Origin of the sequence: Streptomyces sp. NPDC059668 (assembly GCF_042734135.1) — a bacterium.
Classification (GTDB): domain Bacteria; phylum Actinomycetota; class Actinomycetes; order Streptomycetales; family Streptomycetaceae; genus Streptomyces.
Window position 1 is genome coordinate 51,496 of the sequence record NZ_JBHWEL010000028.1, and the last position, 16,573, is coordinate 68,068.

Here is a 16,573-nt window from a genome sequence, read left to right on the forward strand (position 1 = left end):
TACGGGTGGGGTCACACACACCCGTTTCCCACCCCCGCCGAAACCCCCCCCTAACCCACCCACGCCTTCACCGCCCCCCCCCGGGCAGGGTGCCCCCCCCCCGCGCCCCTTCGGCATGCCCGGACCCTGACGCCGAGCACCGGCCCGGCACGCTGACAGTCACACCCTGTTGACAGTATCCATCTTTTGAGAGTTACTCTCATTTCATGGTGACTCTCACTCAGAACGACGCCGTGGGGCGCGACCCCCGCCGCTGGTGGGCCCTGGGGGCCCTGGTCGCGAGCATGCTCGTGCTCGGCTTCGACATGACGATCCTCAACGTGGCACTGCCGACGATGGCCCGTGACCTGGACGCGAGCACCGGCGAACAGCAGTGGACGGCGGACGCCTACGTCGTCGTCTTCGCCGCGCTGATGCTCCCGGCCGGCCTGCTGGGCGACCGCTTCGGACGGCGCCGGATGCTCATCACCGGCCTCGGCGTCTTCCTGGCCGGCTCCCTGGTGGGCGCGCTGGTGGACGACGTCACGCCGCTGATCGTCGCCCGCGCGCTGATGGGTGTCGGCGGCGCGCTCGTGATGCCGCTCGCGATGGCCGTCCTGCCGTCGCTGTTCGGACCCGAGGAGCGCACCAAGGCCGTCGGCGCGGTCTCCGCCGCCTCCGCGCTGGGCCTGCCGCTCGGCCCGATCCTCGGCGGCTGGCTGCTCGACCACTTCTGGTGGGGCTCGGTCTTCCTGGTCAACGTCCCCATGGCCGCGATCGGCATCGCCGCCTGCGTCTTCCTGCTCCCGGAGACCCGCGACCCGGCCTCGCCCAAGGTCGACACCGTCTCCACGGCGCTCACCGCGGCCGGCCTCAGCATCCTCATCTACGCGATCATCGAGGCCCCGGCGCGCGGCTGGGGCGATCCGCTGATCCTCGGTCTCTTCGCCCTCTCCCTCGTCCTGATCACGCTGCTCGTCCTCCGCGAACGCCGCAGCCCCCGTCCGATGCTGGACCTCTCCCTTCTCACCCGGCGCGGCTTCCTGCTCAACACGCTCGCGGCGACCCTCGTCATGTTCGTACTCTCCGGACTGATGTTCGTACTGCCGCCGTATCTCCAGGCGGTGCTCGGACACGACGCGTTCGCCACCGGGGTGCGGATGCTGCCGATGATGGGCGGGCTGCTCATCGCCTCCAGGGGCGCCCAGCCGTTGCTGGCGCGGTTCGGGGCGCGGGCCGTGATCAGCGGGGGCCTGGTCACGCTCGCCTTCGCCGCGATCCTCGGCAGCCGTACGACCGTCGACGACGGCTACGGCTTCACCGCCCTGTGGCTGTCCATCGCCGGCCTCGGCTTCGGCTTCGCCGTGGTGCCCGCGATGTCCGCGGCCCTCGGCGCGCTGCCCCGCGACCGCGCCGGCAGCGGCTCGGGACTCCTCATGACCGTGCGCCAGGTGGGCAGTGCGATCGGTATCGCGCTGCTCGGCTCGCTGCTGGCGAGCACGTACGCCGACCGGCTCGACACCTCGGCCCTGCCCCCCGCGGCCGCGCACAGCGCCGCGGACTCGGTGGTCGGCGCCCACGTCGTCGCGGCCCGGCTCGGCGACCGCGCGCTCGCCGCCTCCGCGGACGCCTCCTACCTCCACGGCATGGACCTGGTCCTGCTGGTCAGCGGGATCGCGGCACTCGTCACCGCGCTGCTCGCCGCGGCACTCCTGCCGAACCGCGACCCGGCCCCCGCCCACGCACCCGAGGAGGACACCGGCATGGCTCCGACGCCCGCCGATGCCCGACAATGAGCGTCATGGCCGCCACCGCACACAGCTCCCCGACCGCCCCGGGCACCCAGCCGGGGCTCAGGGAGCGGAAGAAGATGAAGACCCGGATCGCGATCCGTGAGGCGACGTACCGGCTGATCCAGGAGCAGGGATACGACGCGACGACCGTCGAGCAGATCGCGGAGGCGGCCGAGGTCTCCCCCTCGACGGTCTTCCGCTACTTCCCGGCCAAGGAGGACATCGTCCTCACGGACGAGTACGACACGCTCCTGGAGGAGGAACTGCGGGCACGGCCGGCGGACGAACCGTGGTTCGACTCCCTGCGGTACGTGCTGACGAAGGCCATCGGCCTCGGGAACTCCGAGGAGCCCGAGGTGACCCGGCTGCGGACCCGGCTGATGGTCGAGATCCCCGCGGTCCGCTCCCGGATGATGGAGAGCATGTCCGTCACCGGCCGTCTGCTGTGCCGGGCGATCGGTGAACGCGTCGGCCGGGATCCCGACAGCCTCGAAGTGCGCGTCTTCGCGATGTCGCTGATCGGAGGTCTGCTGGAGACCTCGCTGTACTGGGCCGAGGGCGGCCACCGCGAGGACTTCGCCGATGTCGTCGACCGTGCGGTGGACGTCCTGGAGCACGGCCTGCCGGTGGCGAAGGGCTCGTGACATCCTGACCGGGTGAACGGACCGGAGATCCTTGTCGCCTTCGCCCCGGAACTGGGCCTGTTCGTGCCCCACGCGCGGCGTTCCGGCGCCACCGCCGTCGCCACCGACGGCTCCTCGACCCTCGGCCATGTCGTCGAGTCGCTCGGCGTCCCGCTGACCGAGGTCGGCGCCCTGGTCGTGGACGGGCGGGAGGTCGCGGTGTCGCACGTCCCGGCGGCCGGCGAGTCCGTACACGTACGACCCGTCGAGCGCCCGCAGCAGGTCCCCGGTGCCCCGCTCCGTTTCCTGCTCGACGTCCACCTGGGCACCCTCGCCCGCCGCCTGCGCCTGCTCGGCGTCGACGCCGCGTACGAGTCCACGGACATCGGCGACCCGGCCCTCGCCACCCGCTCCGCGGCCGAGCGGCGTGTCATGCTCAGCCGCGACCGGGGGCTGCTGCGCCGCCGCGAGCTGTGGGCCGGCGCGTTCGTCTACAGCACCCGGCCGGACGACCAACTCCGGGACGTCCTGGGCCGGTTCGCACCCGGGCTGAATCCCTGGACCCGCTGCACCGCCTGCAACGGCCTGCTCGAGGAGGCCGCCAAGGAGCAGGTCGCCGGGCAGCTGGAGGGCGGCACCGAGCGGTCGTACGACGTGTTCGCGCAGTGCCGGGAGTGCGGGCGCGCCTACTGGAGGGGCGCGCACCACGAGAACCTGGAGGCCATCGTGGGGCGCGCCCTCGCCGAGTTCGGACGGGTCGAGAGCTAGCGCCGCTTGACGTCCTTGGCGCCGCAGGCCACCCCGTCCCGGTCGGGGTCGAGGCCCAGCGGGTCGTCCTTGCCGTTGACCTCGAGGCGGCCGTAGTCGTTGGCCTTCAGCCACGCGCAGCGCGGGGCCGTGGCCTTCCCGACGCCGGCCGGGAAGACCGTCGGCACACAGACGTTGACGGTGCCGTAGTGCCGGTCGCAGCCGGAGATCGTGGTGCTGACCTTCTGCGAACTCCGCTTCCTGCCGCCCTTGCCGACCGCGCCCGTCAGGGAGTCGGCGAAGGAGTGGACGTGTGCCGAGGCGGTGTCCGTGGCCAGTGCGGACGGGCCTTGGAGATGCACCCACCTGGCGACCGACGGGACGCCGTTGGCGTCGACCGCGAAGAGCATGTACCAGCCCGGCGGCGCCATGTCGGGGTTGCTGGTCACGTTCAGGTCGACGTTGTCGCCGTCCACGCTCAGCGGCAGGTCCACGAACCGCTGGTTGGGGTCGGACGAGTGCGTCACCGCGGCGGGCCGGATCAGCTCCGCCTTCACCACGGGCCGGTCGACCGTGATGCGCTGGGTGTCCCCGTACACCCACTCGTCGTCGATCACGGAGGTGATCGCCGGGCGGGTGCCCTTGAGCAGGTAGGGCGGCGTGTAGAGGGACACGTCGTGGTTCCAGGAGCCGTTGCCCGGGTTGTCGCCGGTGGCCATCACACGGCCGTCGGGCAGCAGGAACGCGGAGGAGTGGTAGCCGCGCGCCTCGGGATCGGCGGCCACCGGGTCGAAGGTGGAGGTGGCCGGGTCGAAGATCGACGCCTCGTGGACGGGGTCGGCACGGTTGTGCAGACCACCGCCCGTCTCCAGCACCTTCCCGTCGGGCAGCAGGACGGCGGAGACGTACATCTTGCCCTGGCCGCCCGTCTCCGGGACCTTGCCGTTGCCGAGGTCGACGGTGCCCTGCGGGATCGGGGGGCCCATCGTGTACGCCGGGTTCGCGGCCTTGAGGTCGATGACGTCGGTGAGCCGGCCCGCGTCCGGGTTGGAGTCGATGTTGCCGCCGCCGAGCGTGAGGACCTTCTGGTCCTGGGCCGGGGGCAGCAGCACGCTGGCGGACTGGTCGCGCTCGTCCTTGTTCCGGAGCCCCGGGACCGCCGTCACGGTGTTCGCGTCGTAGTCGTAGATCGCGGAGCCGGTACCCGGGGTGCCGTTGCCGAAGACGTGACTGCCCGAGTAGAAGAGCCGCCCGTCCTGCATCAGGATCATCGACGGGTACAGACCCCAGTACGACCAGGTCTGGTTGACCTGCGAGAGCGGCAGCCACTGCTGCCGCTGCGCCGACCAGCGCTCCGCGGTCACCGAGCCGGTGGAGTCCTCGCGCAGTCCGCCGAACGAGATGACGTCGCCGTTGCCGAGTTCGGTGGCCGACGGGTACCAGTGGCCGTCGTTCAGGTCGTTCGTCCTGCTGTACGTCTCGGTGACGGGGTCGAAGACGTACGACTCCCGGTACCCCTCGTAGCCGTGGCCGCCCGCGACCGGGAACGCCTTGTTGCCGCTCATCACCAGCACCCGCCCGTCGGCGAGCTGCACGTGCCCCGAGCAGAACATGTCCTTCGGCGTGGGGATCACCTTGTACGTGCCGTTCACCGGGTCGTAGACCGCGCTGCTGAACGTGCCCGCCTCGAAGTTCTCCTCACTGTTGCCGGACCCGGCGATCAGCAGCACCTTGCCGTTGTTGAGGACGACGGAGTGCATGGAGCGCACCGGGTTCTGGGTGGGGAGTACGTCCCAGCGGCCGTCGGCGCACTGGTCGGCGGTGCCGGTGCAGGTGGCCGGCGGGATCGGGTCGACGACCTGCTCCATCGTGTAGTCGTCGGTGGTCGCCGAGCCGGTGCCGTACACCGAGACGCCCCAGGTGATGCGGTCGGTACCGGCCGGGACGACGGGCGTACGGACACTCGCCGAGGTCCAGGCCGCCGCCATGTCCAGGGTCTTGAGGTCGGTCCAGTACTGCCAGCCCGCCGTCGCGTCGTGCCGGAAGAGGGTGAGGGCGGCGTCCGGGGTCGTCGTCGTGTACCAGAGGCCCAGGTCGTACTGCCTGCCCGCGGTGACCACCGGCGCGCAGGCCGTGGACTCCGTGATCAGCGCCTTGCGGTCGCCGTCCACGCGCCGGGTCAGGGTGACCTTCATGGCCTTGGACCCGGAGTGGGCTCCGCTCACCGTGGCGAACGTGAAGTCGTTGTCGCCCCAGCCGGACTTCTCCCAGCAGTACGGCATGCCGTCCGTACCGGCGGTCTCGAAGCCCGGGTTGGTGACGAGGTTCGCGGCCGAGGCGGGCTGCGGCGAGACGAGCAGCAGCCCGGCGGCGAGACCCGCCACGGCCAGGAGCGAGGTTCCGCGTCGTGGTCGTACCAGGAATTTCACGCGGCTCTCCTCGCTGTGCGGCCGTGGCTGCGGCTTCCGTCCGGGGCCTCACGGCCGCGGCGCGGGAGATAGACCAGCGCCTCGGTGCCGGCGAAACGCAGCACGAAGGTCGTCACCAGGGCCAGCGCCGTGGCGGACAGCGCGCCCATGCCGAAGTGGCGGACGAACAGGGCGATCAGGGGGATGCGCAGCACCAGGTCGGCGTTGGCGAGCAGGGCGAAGCGGCCCATGCGGTCCCACCGGTTGCGGTGCCTGCGGCGTTCTCGGAACAGCAGGTGCTCGACGAGCAGGAAGTTCCACGCGACGCCGAGCTGGTTGGCGAGGATCTCCGCCGGCAGGTAGTGCAGGCCGGAGGCGGTGAGCGCGTACAGGCCGAGCAGGTTGGGCAGGAAGCCGGTGGCGCCGATCAGACCGAAGACGACCATCCGGGCGACCGGCGAGGCGGTGCGCAGTCCGGCCAGGTGGCGCAGGAACCGGAAGCCCTCGCGCGCGGTCGACTTGGACTCGCCCGCGAACCGGTCCTGGAAGACGAAGGGCACCTCGGTGACCTGGCGGGGGCGGCTGCGTACGGCGAGTTCGAGGAGGATCTTGTAACCGAGGGGCTGGAGGACGTCGGCGGTGACCGCGCTGCGGCGGATCGCGAAGAAGCCGCTCATCGGGTCGCTGATGCCGTGCAGCCGGCGCGGGAAGAGGGTCTTGGTCAGCCAGGTCGCGCCGCGCGAGACGGCGATACGGTAGCCGCCGGCCAGTCCCGCGCGGCTGCCGCCCTTGACGTAGCGGCTGGCGACCACGAGGCCGGCGCCGGACCGCTCGCCGGAGGCCACCAACTCCGGTACCAGGGACGGTGAATGCTGCAAGTCGCCGTCCATGACGACGATCCAGTCGGAGGTCGCCGCCCGCAGTCCCTCGACGACCGCGCCGCCGAGGCCGCCGGTGGGCTGTTCGCGGTGCAGCACGGTCACCGGGAACGGGCAGTCCTGCGCGACCCGGGCGATCACCTCGGGGGTGTCGTCGGTGGAGTCGTCCACGAAGACCACCTCGCAGGGCAGCCGGGCCGGTACCGACTCGGTGATCCGGCGCAGCAGTTCGGGGACGTTGCCGGCCTCGTTGAAGGTCGGTACGACGATGGTGACCGCGCCCGGTTCGGGAACCTCCGCCGCGCCCACCGCCGGATCGCCCAGCTCACCGGGGACCGTGCTCTCGAAGCTGCTCATCGACTGCCTCCGGTGCTCGACGTGGTGGTGCTCGTGGTGATCCGCCGGATCTCGATACGGTCCTCGCCCGTGCCGAAGGTGGCGACCGGCGTGGAGTGCTCGATGGCCGCCCTGACGTTGGGCAGGTCCACCGCGTCGCGCCGCACGGTCGGGGAGGCGACGACGTAGTCGACGTCCCTCCAGCCGCCCGGCATCGTCCGGGTCACCGCGGGGTCGAGGTCCGCCTTGTAGAACCAGATGACCCCGAGTCCGGGCCGGTAACCGTCGTGCACCAGGTCGAGCCAGAGCGCGTCGTCCACCAGGACCCGGGTGGACGCCGGGTCCGGCACCTCGGTCCTCAGCCAGGAAGCCGCCGCCCGGTAGGGGGCGTTGGCGTCGGTGGTGACGGCGGTGCGGTCGCCGTCGTACCAGCGCGGCAGGACGAACCCGGCGGCCACCGCCACGAGCGCGGTCGCCGTCGCCCACCGTCCCCAGGTGAGGGCGGGTTTCTCCGCGGTGTCGCGTCGTCGGCGCAGCACCGCGTGGAGCACGCTCGCGGTGGATCCGGCGAGGACCAGTGCGAGGAACGGCAGCGCCTGGATGACGTACATCGCGGGCAGGTAGCCGCCCGGGCGCAGCGCCACCAGGGCCAGGATCGCGACGGTGAGCGCGGGTCCGGCCAGGGCACGGGCGGTGACCGACCAGCGCCAGGTGACCAGGAGGAGCAGCGCTCCGGCGAGGCCGCCGAGGGGCAGCACGCGGTCGTAGTAGAGCCAGGAGTGCAGTACGCCGTACGAGCCGGAGCCGGGGTGGAGGATGAAGCCGGAGCCGGGGCGGCTCATCTGGTAGGTGATGCCGTCCCAGAGCGAGACATGGCCGGCGCCGGGCAGGAGTTCGCCCTTGAGCAGGGCGAAGAGCGGATAGGCGAGGCCGATCAGGGCGCAGGCGGTGACGGCTCCGGTGAGCGCGAACTTGCGGGTGTCGCGGTGACCGTGCCGCCACATGGTGACCAGCAGGGCGGGGAGGATGACGAGCATCGACTCCTTGGTGAGCACGGCGGCCGCGGCGGCGATGCCCGCCCCGAAGTGGTGCCACAGGTGACGGCTCGGGGAGGCGGCGAGGCAGAACGCGAGCAGCGTCCACATGACCGCGATGTTGTCGAGGAAGATCTCGCGCTGGAGCACGACGGACAGCGGCGAGAGGCCGAAGAGGACCATCGCCAGCCCCGCGGCCCAGCGCGGCAGCGAGAGCCGGCGCGCGAGGACGTACAGGAGGACGGCACTGGCCGCGCCGACCGCGAGCATCGTCACCCGCATCGGGCCGACGGTCATCAGCGAGGGGCTGAGGTGGGCGGGTATCCAGGTCAGGGCCGCCATCTGGATCCAGCCGAGGGGCGGGTGGTCGTACCAGTACGTGTAGTGGGCGAGGCCCTTGCCCTGCTGCACCGCCCAGGCCTGGGCGAGATAGGTGCCCTCGTCGTCGCTGAGGGTCGGGTAGTCGGTGATGTTCCAGCCCTGCACGGCGATGATCGCCAGCAGCAGCGCGCCGCACAGGGCGAGGTCGGCGCGCGAGGTGCGCAGCCGCCGGAGCGGAGGGGGGCCGGGGACGGTCTCGGGCGCGGAGGGCCGTTGCGCGGGGACCGTGGAAGCGGTCGCCGCGGGAAGAGTGGAGGTCACGCGGAAGGTCCTCTCGGGACTTTCTGGACGTATCGACAGGTTCGGGGCGTTCGCGGGCAGGGCTCCCGGAACCACGGCATGCGGGACCGACGCCGGTCCGCCGGGCTGATCACCGCCAGGTCACCGCGGGCCCTCGCCGGTGGTTCCGGCGCCCTGCGGTCAGTCCGGCAGTGCCGTCGTCGCCCGGCGTGCGGCCCTGCGGCGCTTTCGCGACACGCCTAGCGGGCCACTTCGGCTTCCGTGAGGTGCGCGCCGACGTGACTGGTCAACTCCCAGTCGTTCCGGCCCCTTTGCTCACGCCACACGGCCCGGACGGCCGCACCGGCGAGGAGCACCTGATAGAAGGGGCCGCCGACGACGAGCTTGAGGTAGTGCACGAGGCGGACGCGGAGTCCGTACTGCTTGCCGAAGTCGTGCAGTCCGACGAGTTCGAAGACGAAGGTGACCAGGGCGGTCACGGCCGGCAGGAAGGTGATGAAGGCGATGCCGACGGGCACGTCGAGGAAGAGCGCGACAGCCACGTTGAGCGGGATGACCACACCGGAGACCGCCTGCAGATACGGCGTCATGAGTGTGTACCGGGCCAGCAACCGCTGTCCGAAGCCCGGCAGTTGCTGCCAGTCCTTCTTGCGGTAGACCTGTAGGAAGCCCTGGTTCCAGCGGGTGCGCTGCTTGAGCAGCGACATCAGACTGCCGGGGGTCTCCTCCCGGGTGACCATGTCGGAGTCGTAGGCGACGACGACCTTCTTGCCGATGCTGGACAGGCGAACCCCCAGGTCGCAGTCCTCGGCGAGACAGTCGGGGTCCCAGCCGTCGGCCTCCCGCAGGACGTCCGTACGGACGAACACAGTGTTGCCGCCGAGCGGGATGAATCCTTTCTGCGCATGCAGATGGAGCCGTGAGCGGAACCAGAAGAAGTACTCCAGGCAGTTGCGCAGGCTGTACCAGCTGGAGTTGAAGTTGATGAGCTGGACCCCGCCCTGGACGACGTCCGCACCCGTCGTGCGGAACGCGTGGTCGACGTGGGCGAGCAGCTCCGGATGCACCTGGTCCTCGGCGTCGAAGACCCCCACGACGTCACCGCGGCAGTGCGGCAGCGCCGTGTTCATGGCCTTCGGCTTGTTCTTCCTCTCGTGCCGGTCGACGACGACCCGCACCCGTGCGTCGCGGGCCGCGGCCCGCCGGGCGACCTCGGCGGTCTCCGGATCGTCGTGTCCGACGATGACGATGATCTCGAAGTCCGTGTGGCTCGATTCCAGCAGCCGCTGGATGGTGTGGTCGAGCACGGCCTGCTCGTGGCGGGCCGGCAGCAGCAGCGAGAACGCCAGCCGGTCACCGCCGTCCGGTCTGCTGAAGCGGGTGGAAGCCAGCACCTCGGGCGTACGCCACGCGTGCATCTGCCACCACAGGGTGAAGGCGGCCATCCAGAAAAGGGCCAGCGAAACGGCAGCGATGAAGACAGACGTGAGCAACAGATCCCCCCAGATCCCCGGATCCCCCGTCGCGACGGTGCGTCACAGCCGTCGCGTCATGGGGCAGAGACTATGGGCGATCTGTGAAGCCCCCGGGATCTTCCGGTGAAGAGCGTGTTTCATCACGCTCCGAGGACTTGCTGAACAAATCGAACAGTGGTCGCGTTTGGACCGGTTGGGGATCGGCCGTTTCAGCCGCTCAGGGCCGTACGGAGGCGGTCGGGATCGGTCGTCGGGGCGTCACAGGTGAAGTTACGGCAGACGTACGCGGCAGGTTCCCCGTCCACCAGCGGACGGTCGGCGAGCAGCGGCAGCTCGTCACTCTCCGCGTCACCCACGGCGACGACGGCACCCGGCGCGGTGCCCAGCAGCGCCGTCCGGTGCAGCGTCCGGGTCATGGCGTGGTCCGCCGGTCCCACGACCGCGATCTCGCGCGGCCCGTCGAGCAGCGCCTCCGCGACCGCCAGACCCCAGCCGACGAAGCGGGGGGCACGCGGCCCGAGCGCCTTCACGACGCCCAACGCCCGCTCGGCGGCGGCGCGATGAGGCTCGGAACCGGTCTGCGCCGCGTACGACAGCAGGGCACCGGCCGCCGCGCTCCAGCCGGAGGGCGTGGCGTTGTCGGTCGGGTCCTGAGGGCGGCGGATGAGCTGCTCCGCGTCGGCCGCGGTGTCGTAGAGGGCACCCGAGCCGGGCTCGGTGAACTGCGCGAGCACGTGGTCGAGGAGGAACCCGGCGAACTCCAGCCAGACACCTTCCCCGGTCACCGAGGCCAGCGCGAGGAAGCCCTCGGCGACGTCGGCGTAGTCCTCCAGCACCCCCGCGTTCGCGCCGGCCCGGCCGTCCCGGCTGGTACGGGTCAGCCGCGCCCGGTCGTCCATGTGCAGCCGTACGAGCAGGTCGGCGGCGCCGATCGCGGCGTCCACCAGGTCGGGGCGGTCGAAGTAGGCGCCGGTCTCCGCGAGCGCGGCGACGGCGAGCCCGTTCCACGCGGCGACGACCTTGTCGTCACGGCCGGGCGCCGGACGGTCCGACCGGGCGGCCAGCAGCAGACGCCGCACACCGGCCGCCTTCTCGGCGTCGAGGACGCCTTCCTGCTGCGGGAGTTGCAGCACGGAGGACCCCTCCTCGAAGGTGCCCTCCGCGGTCACCCCGAAGTACCGGGCGGCGAGTTCGGCGTCGTCCCCGAGGACCTCGCGCAGCTGCTCCGGCGTCCACACGTAGTACGCCCCCTCGACGTGCCGGCCGGTCCCGTCGTCGCTGTCGGCGTCCAGCGCGGAGGCGAAACCGCCCTCGGCGGTGCGCAGTTCACCCACCATGAAGTCGGCGGTCTCCAGCGCGACACGGCGGGCGAGCTCGGAACCGGTGGCGCGCCAGAGGTGCGCGTAGACACGGCAGAGCAGCGCGTTGTCGTACAGCATCTTCTCGAAGTGGGGGACCACCCACTCACGGTCGACGGAGTACCGGGCGAACCCTCCGCCGAGCTGGTCGTAGATACCGCCGCGCGCCATCCGCTCACAGGTGTCCAGCGCCATCTGAAGGGCACCCTCGGAGCCGGTGCGGGCGTGGTGGCGGAGCAGGAACTCCACGACCATGGACGGCGGGAACTTGGGCGCCCCGCCGAAGCCGCCGCGGCTCGCGTCGTACTCCCGGGTGAGGCCGAGCAGGGCCCCGGCCAGCTCCTCCTCGCCGGGCACCCGGTCGTCCCCGAAACCGATCTCGCGTCCGGCGAGGTCCCGCACGATCTTCTCCGCGACCTCGGCGACCTCGTCGCGCCGCTCGGTCCAGGCGCTGTGCACGCCTTCCAGGATCTGCCGGAAGCCGGGCATGCCGTGGCGGGGCGCGGGCGGGAAGTAGGTCCCGAAGTAGAAGGGCTCGGCCTCCGGCGTCAGGAAGACGGTCATGGGCCAGCCGCCCTGGCCGGTGGCCGCCTGCACGGCCTCCATGTAGACCGCGTCGACGTCCGGGCGCTCCTCGCGGTCCACCTTGACGCTCACGAAGTGCTCGTTCAGATACGCGGCCGTCGCCTCGTCCTCGAAGGACTCGTGCGCCATGACATGGCACCAGTGGCACGCCGAGTAGCCGACCGACAGCAGAACGGGGACATCACGCCGCCGCGCCTCCTCGAAAGCCTCCGGCGTCCAGGGCCACCAGTCGACCGGATTGTCAGCGTGCTGCAGCAGATAAGGCGAGGTCACACCAGCCAGCCGGTTCATACGGCCCAGCCTCTCACAATGCCCAGTCCCGTTGGCGAGGCCCGCACGGGCTCTGCCTCGCCCGGCCGAACCGCACTTGTGTGCCCTCACGTGGTGGACGGGGCGGACACGGTGGCCTCCTGCGGTACTCCTGGTCGCCGAGGTGGTGTCGCCCGGCTCGGAGACCACCGACCGGATCGTGAAGGTGGACCGGTACGCCAAGGCCTGCATCCCCTTCTGCCGGCGTGTCGAACAGACCGGAAGATCGGCACGCGTCCGCTCTCCCCCGCCGTCCGGCACGGCGGAGAAGCACCACTTCACCGGGCGCGTCCCACTCTCCGGTGATCGCCACCCTCTCGCGCTCACGGCTCCTACCAACGACACTGGGCCGCAAAGGAGTTGCCGCCGGAGGGGGACGTGACATGCGGGACAGCCACCGGGCGGAGGCCGAACGGCTGCTGGCCCGCGCCGTCGAGGAAGAGGTACGGCGCTCGGGCGGACGTACGGACGGGGCCGTGCTCCTGTCGCGGGCCCGCGCCGAACTCGACACCCTGGGCCGGGCCGCCGCCGAGGAGTACGACGCCTACACCCGCGCGCTCGACGCGGCGGACGCCGGCCGGCTGACGTTCGCACAGCGCTACGCCCGCGAGGGCGCCGGAACTCCGCTGCTGGTGGCGGCCGTTGCGGCGGTCGCGGCCTGCGCGGCGGACCTGGCGCTGGGCACCGGAGCGGGCACCGCGATCGGCGCGGGAGCGACGGTCGCGGTGGTGGCCGCGGCGGCCACCGTGCTCAAGGTGACGGCCGCCCACGTGCCGGCCGCGAGCCGCCGGGCCGGAGCACTCGGCCGGCCCGGCGGACCCGAACAGCTGCGCCTTCAGTGGCTGACCGCCCTGGACGTCCGCGGCATCCGCCCCTTCCTCGACCAGCAGCGGGTGGTCAGCGCCGCCGCCGGCGCGAAACAGGGCGCGCCGCAACTGCGCCGCACCGACAAAAGCGCCGCCGCGCGCCGGCGCAGCGTGCTGGAGCAGTCGTTCGCGCAACTGCCGGAGCCGGCCGGTCCGTTCGCGGGACGCCGGACCGAACTGGCGCGGATCGCCCAGTGGGTGCACGCGGCACGGGCCGGCACGGAGTCCAGACCGACGGTGGTGGTGCTGCACGGCGCGCCCGGCTCCGGCCGCAGCACCCTCGCGATCCGGGCGGCGCACAGCCTGCGGGACCAGTTCCGGGGCGCGTGCGTGGTCGACCTGCGCGGCGACAGCACCGAGGAGACGCCCCTGACCACCCGCGACGCCCTCCTCCACCTCCTCAACCGGCTCGGCGCACCCCGCGAACAACTCCTCTTCCGCGAGCGCTCCTCACCGGACCAGCAGGTCAGACGGCTCGGTGAGCTGTACCACCAGCACCTGACAGGCCTGGCCGTCACCATCGTGCTCGACGACGCCTCCGACGCCGAACAGGTGCGCGCCCTGGTCCCGGAACGCTCGGAGAGCCTGGTCCTGGTCACCGCCCGCTCCGCACTCGACCTGCCCGCCGACCTGCCCGCCTGGGTGCACCAGCTCCCCGTCGAGCCGCTCGACGCGGCGGGCGCCGAGGAACTGCTGACCGCGGCGGCGCAGGACGCGTCGGACCCGTACGACGCCGAGGCCTCCGACCAGGTGCGGGAGTTGTGCGGCAGTCTCCCGCTGGCGCTGCGCCTCGCGGGTTCCTCGCTCGGCCCCCGCACCTCGCGCGGCCTCGCCGCCGACCTCGGGGCGTACGGGCCCGTGGAACCGGTCGAGCGGGCGCTGTGGCTGCGCTACACGGACCAGACCGACGCGGCACGGCGGCTGCTGCGCCGGCTGGCACTGGCCGGCCGGGCCTCGCTGGGCACCGCGGCGGCGGCGTCCCTGCTCGCGACGGACGAACCCGACGCCACCCGCCACCTGACGGCACTCGCGCAGGCGGGACTGATCGACCATGTCCGCGGCAGCCGCTACCGCCTGCACGACCTCGTCCGGGCCTTCGCCCAGGCGCGGCTGCTGGACGAGGAGGACCCCGCCGAGCGGACGGCGGCGCAGGAACGCCTGATCGTCAACTACGCGGAGCTGGCGGACTCGGTGATCCGGCTGGTCGACGGCAAGACGTCCACCCGGGCCGACCAGTTCGGCCCGCACGGGTTCACCTCCCTCGACGCGGCCCTGCGCTGGCTGGACGACGAGTCGAGCTTCATCACGGCGACGCTGCGGCACGCGGAGGGCGTGGACCAGGCGGCCGTACTGCACCTCCTGGGCGCGCTGTGCGACTACTGCCTGCTGCGCGGCGACCTCTACCGCCTGGGCGAGATCAGCGAGCTGACGCAGGCGGTCGACCAGGGGCTGCTGGTCCGCTCGGTCCAGTGGCGCACCGGTATCGCGGCCCGCCAGCTCGGCGAGCTGGACAAGGCCCACACCACCCTGTCGTCCGTGGTGAACCTCTACTTCGAGGCGCACCACGACGCGGGCGCGGCCCGCGCCCTGTGCTCCCTCGGCATCACCCTGCACCACCAGGGCAACCTCACCGAGGCGGCGGCCAGGCTCCAGGAGGCCATGGACCTCCAGGTCTCCCCCGACCTCGCGGCGGACCGCGCCTGGACGATGCACGCGCTGGCCGCGGTCGAACGCGACCGCGGCCGGCTCGCCACCGCCCTGGCCCTGCTCACCGAGGCCCTGGTCCTGCACCACGAGGGCGAGTCCGTGCACGGCGAGGCCTGGGCCCACTTCCAGCTCGGCCAGCTGGGCCTGCGCATGGGCGACGTACCGCGCGCGGAGCGGGAGCTGCGCGAGGCCCTCGATCTCTACGGGCGCACCCGCGACGCCCGCGGCGAGGCCTGGGCGCTGACGCAGCTGGCCCGCGCCCGTCTCGTCGACGGCGACCCGTCCACCGCGGTCACGGGTCTGCGCCAGGCGGCGTCCCGGCACCGGGAGAACGAGGACGCGCGCGGGGAGGCCTGGACGGTGTACTACCTGGGCCAGGCGCTGGAGGAGACCGGCGACCTGGACCGGGCGGTCCGTGAACTGGAGCGCTCCCGCTCGATGTTCTCCCGGATGCGGGACGTCTACGGGCTGGCGTGCGCGCGCCACCACTCGGCCCGCGTCACCCGCGACCAGCGCGCCGCCCAGACCGGCTCGCTGCGCAACTCGGGCTTCGCCCGCCAGCTGCTGGTGGACGCGCGGGCCGACTTCCACCGCATCGGCGTGGCGCACGGCGAGGCGTGGACGTGCCTGGAACTGGCGGTGGTCGACGCCGGCAACGCCCGTACGCCCCAGGCCCTCGCGCTGTGCGACGAGGCGGCCGGCCTCTTCGCCTCGTACGGTGACCGGCGGGGCGAGGACTGGGCGAGGTTCCTGAGATGCACCCTGCTGCCGTACGCGTCCGCGGGCGGCCTGGAAGTGGGCAGCGCCGTCGCCCTGGAGGAACTGGCCCAGCTCTCCCGTTCCGGCCACCCCTCCCGCGACGGAAAGCTCGACGACTACGTGGAGGCGTACCAGCTTCTGCTGGAGCGGGGGGTCGACCTGGATGCGGGCTGGCAGGCCTGGCGCCTGCGGATGGTGCCTAACCGGCACGCCCGGGAGGTCATGGGCGTCCCGGTCGAGAAGGTGCCGTAGGGCCCGCCGGCGCCGTCCGGCGCCTGCGGGCGACGGCTTCCGGTGTCCGTACCGACGAGCGGGCGGAAGCCGGGTACGCGGATACCGGCCCGGTGTCCGCGTCCGTGCGCGCGTCGGTTTCCGGGACCGGCCCGGTGTCCGTGCCTGCGCCACGCGTCCGCGTCCGCACGCGTGTCGGTTCCCGGGACCGGCACGGTGTCCGTGCCTGCGCCACGCGTCCGCGTCCGTGCGCGCGTCGGTTTCCGGGACCGGCCCGGTGTCCGTACCTGCGCCACGCGTCCGCGTCCGTGCGCGCGTCGATTTCCGGGACCGGCCCGGTGTCCGTACCTGCGCCACGCGTCCGCGTCCGTGCGCGCGCCCGTTCCCGGGACGGGCGCGACCCGCCGGAACCGTGTCCCCGCGACGCGGACGGCGGGCGACCCGCTGGACGCGTGTCGGTGCGACGGGACCGGCGGCGACCCCGCTGGGCGCGTGCCCGCGCCACGTGGACGGCGAGGCGACCTCCTTGCGCCACGCCCGGGCGACGGGACCTGCGGGCAACCCCGCTGGGTGCGTGCCCGCGCCACGTGGACGGCGGGCGACCCCGCCAGGGGCAGGTCCGCGCCGCGCGGAGGGCGGGCAATCTCCTTGAGGGCGTGCCGTTGCAACGCGGAGAGCGGGCGACCCTCCCAGGGCATGCCCATGCGACGCGAACGGCGAGCGACCCCGCCAGGGGCAGGTCCACGCCACGCGGAGTGCGGGCAATCCCCTTGAGGGCGTGCCGTTGCAACGCGGAGAGCGGGCGACCCTCCCAGGGCATGCCCATGCGACGCGAACGGCGAGCGACCCCGCCAGGGGCAGGTC

At 72.4% G+C, this 16,573-nt stretch carries 9 protein-coding genes and 1 pseudogene; 5 read left to right on the forward strand and 5 right to left on the reverse strand.

What is annotated here, in order from left to right:
• Positions 1–206: 206 nt before the first annotated feature.
• The 3 genes from ACFV2J_RS21430 to ACFV2J_RS21440 are packed head-to-tail and all read left to right on the forward strand — an operon-like array spanning position 207 to position 3,163.
• On the forward strand, positions 207–1,775 hold the full coding sequence (locus ACFV2J_RS21430) for an MFS transporter (RefSeq protein WP_385083888.1): 1,569 nt from the start codon (positions 207–209) through the stop codon (positions 1,773–1,775).
• Between the two features lie 5 nt (positions 1,776–1,780).
• Entirely contained in the window at positions 1,781–2,416 is a 636-nt protein-coding gene (locus tag ACFV2J_RS21435; protein WP_385083889.1) for a TetR/AcrR family transcriptional regulator, read from the forward strand.
• Between the two features lie 12 nt (positions 2,417–2,428).
• Positions 2,429–3,163: a Mut7-C RNAse domain-containing protein gene (locus ACFV2J_RS21440; RefSeq protein WP_385083890.1), complete on the forward strand. Its 735-nt coding sequence runs from the start codon at positions 2,429–2,431 to the stop codon at positions 3,161–3,163.
• On the opposite strand, the gene ACFV2J_RS21445 is transcribed toward ACFV2J_RS21440, so the two are convergent.
• The 5 genes from ACFV2J_RS21445 to ACFV2J_RS21465 form a co-directional block, all read right to left on the reverse strand.
• Positions 3,160–5,424, reverse strand: coding sequence for a galactose oxidase-like domain-containing protein (locus ACFV2J_RS21445; protein ID WP_385083896.1), 2,265 nt, complete (start codon positions 5,422–5,424; stop codon positions 3,160–3,162). The genes ACFV2J_RS21440 and ACFV2J_RS21445 overlap by 4 nt on opposite strands.
• A gap of 143 nt (positions 5,425–5,567) precedes the next feature.
• Positions 5,568–6,785, reverse strand: coding sequence for a glycosyltransferase (locus ACFV2J_RS21450; RefSeq protein WP_385083891.1), 1,218 nt, complete (start codon positions 6,783–6,785; stop codon positions 5,568–5,570).
• Entirely contained in the window at positions 6,782–8,440 is a 1,659-nt protein-coding gene (locus ACFV2J_RS21455) for an ArnT family glycosyltransferase (protein ID WP_385440022.1), read from the reverse strand. Before ACFV2J_RS21455 ends, ACFV2J_RS21450 begins: the two co-directional genes overlap by 4 nt.
• Before the next feature lie 218 nt (positions 8,441–8,658).
• On the reverse strand, positions 8,659–9,912 hold the full coding sequence (locus ACFV2J_RS21460; RefSeq protein ID WP_385083893.1) for a glycosyltransferase: 1,254 nt from the start codon (positions 9,910–9,912) through the stop codon (positions 8,659–8,661).
• 191 nt (positions 9,913–10,103) lie between these two features.
• Positions 10,104–12,128 carry a thioredoxin domain-containing protein gene (locus ACFV2J_RS21465; RefSeq protein WP_385083894.1) on the reverse strand — a complete coding sequence of 675 codons (2,025 nt, stop codon included), beginning with the start codon at positions 12,126–12,128 and terminating at the stop codon, positions 10,104–10,106.
• A 115-nt stretch (positions 12,129–12,243) separates the two neighbouring features.
• On the opposite strand from ACFV2J_RS21465, the pseudogene ACFV2J_RS21470 reads away from it, so the two are divergent.
• Positions 12,244–12,364, forward strand: a pseudogene (locus tag ACFV2J_RS21470) (Uma2 family endonuclease); the annotation flags it as partial.
• A 165-nt stretch (positions 12,365–12,529) separates the two neighbouring features.
• Positions 12,530–15,730 (forward strand): tetratricopeptide repeat protein, encoded by a 3,201-nt coding sequence (locus tag ACFV2J_RS21475; protein WP_385083895.1) that lies wholly within the window; start codon positions 12,530–12,532, stop codon positions 15,728–15,730.
• The last annotated feature ends 843 nt before the right edge of the window (positions 15,731–16,573 follow it).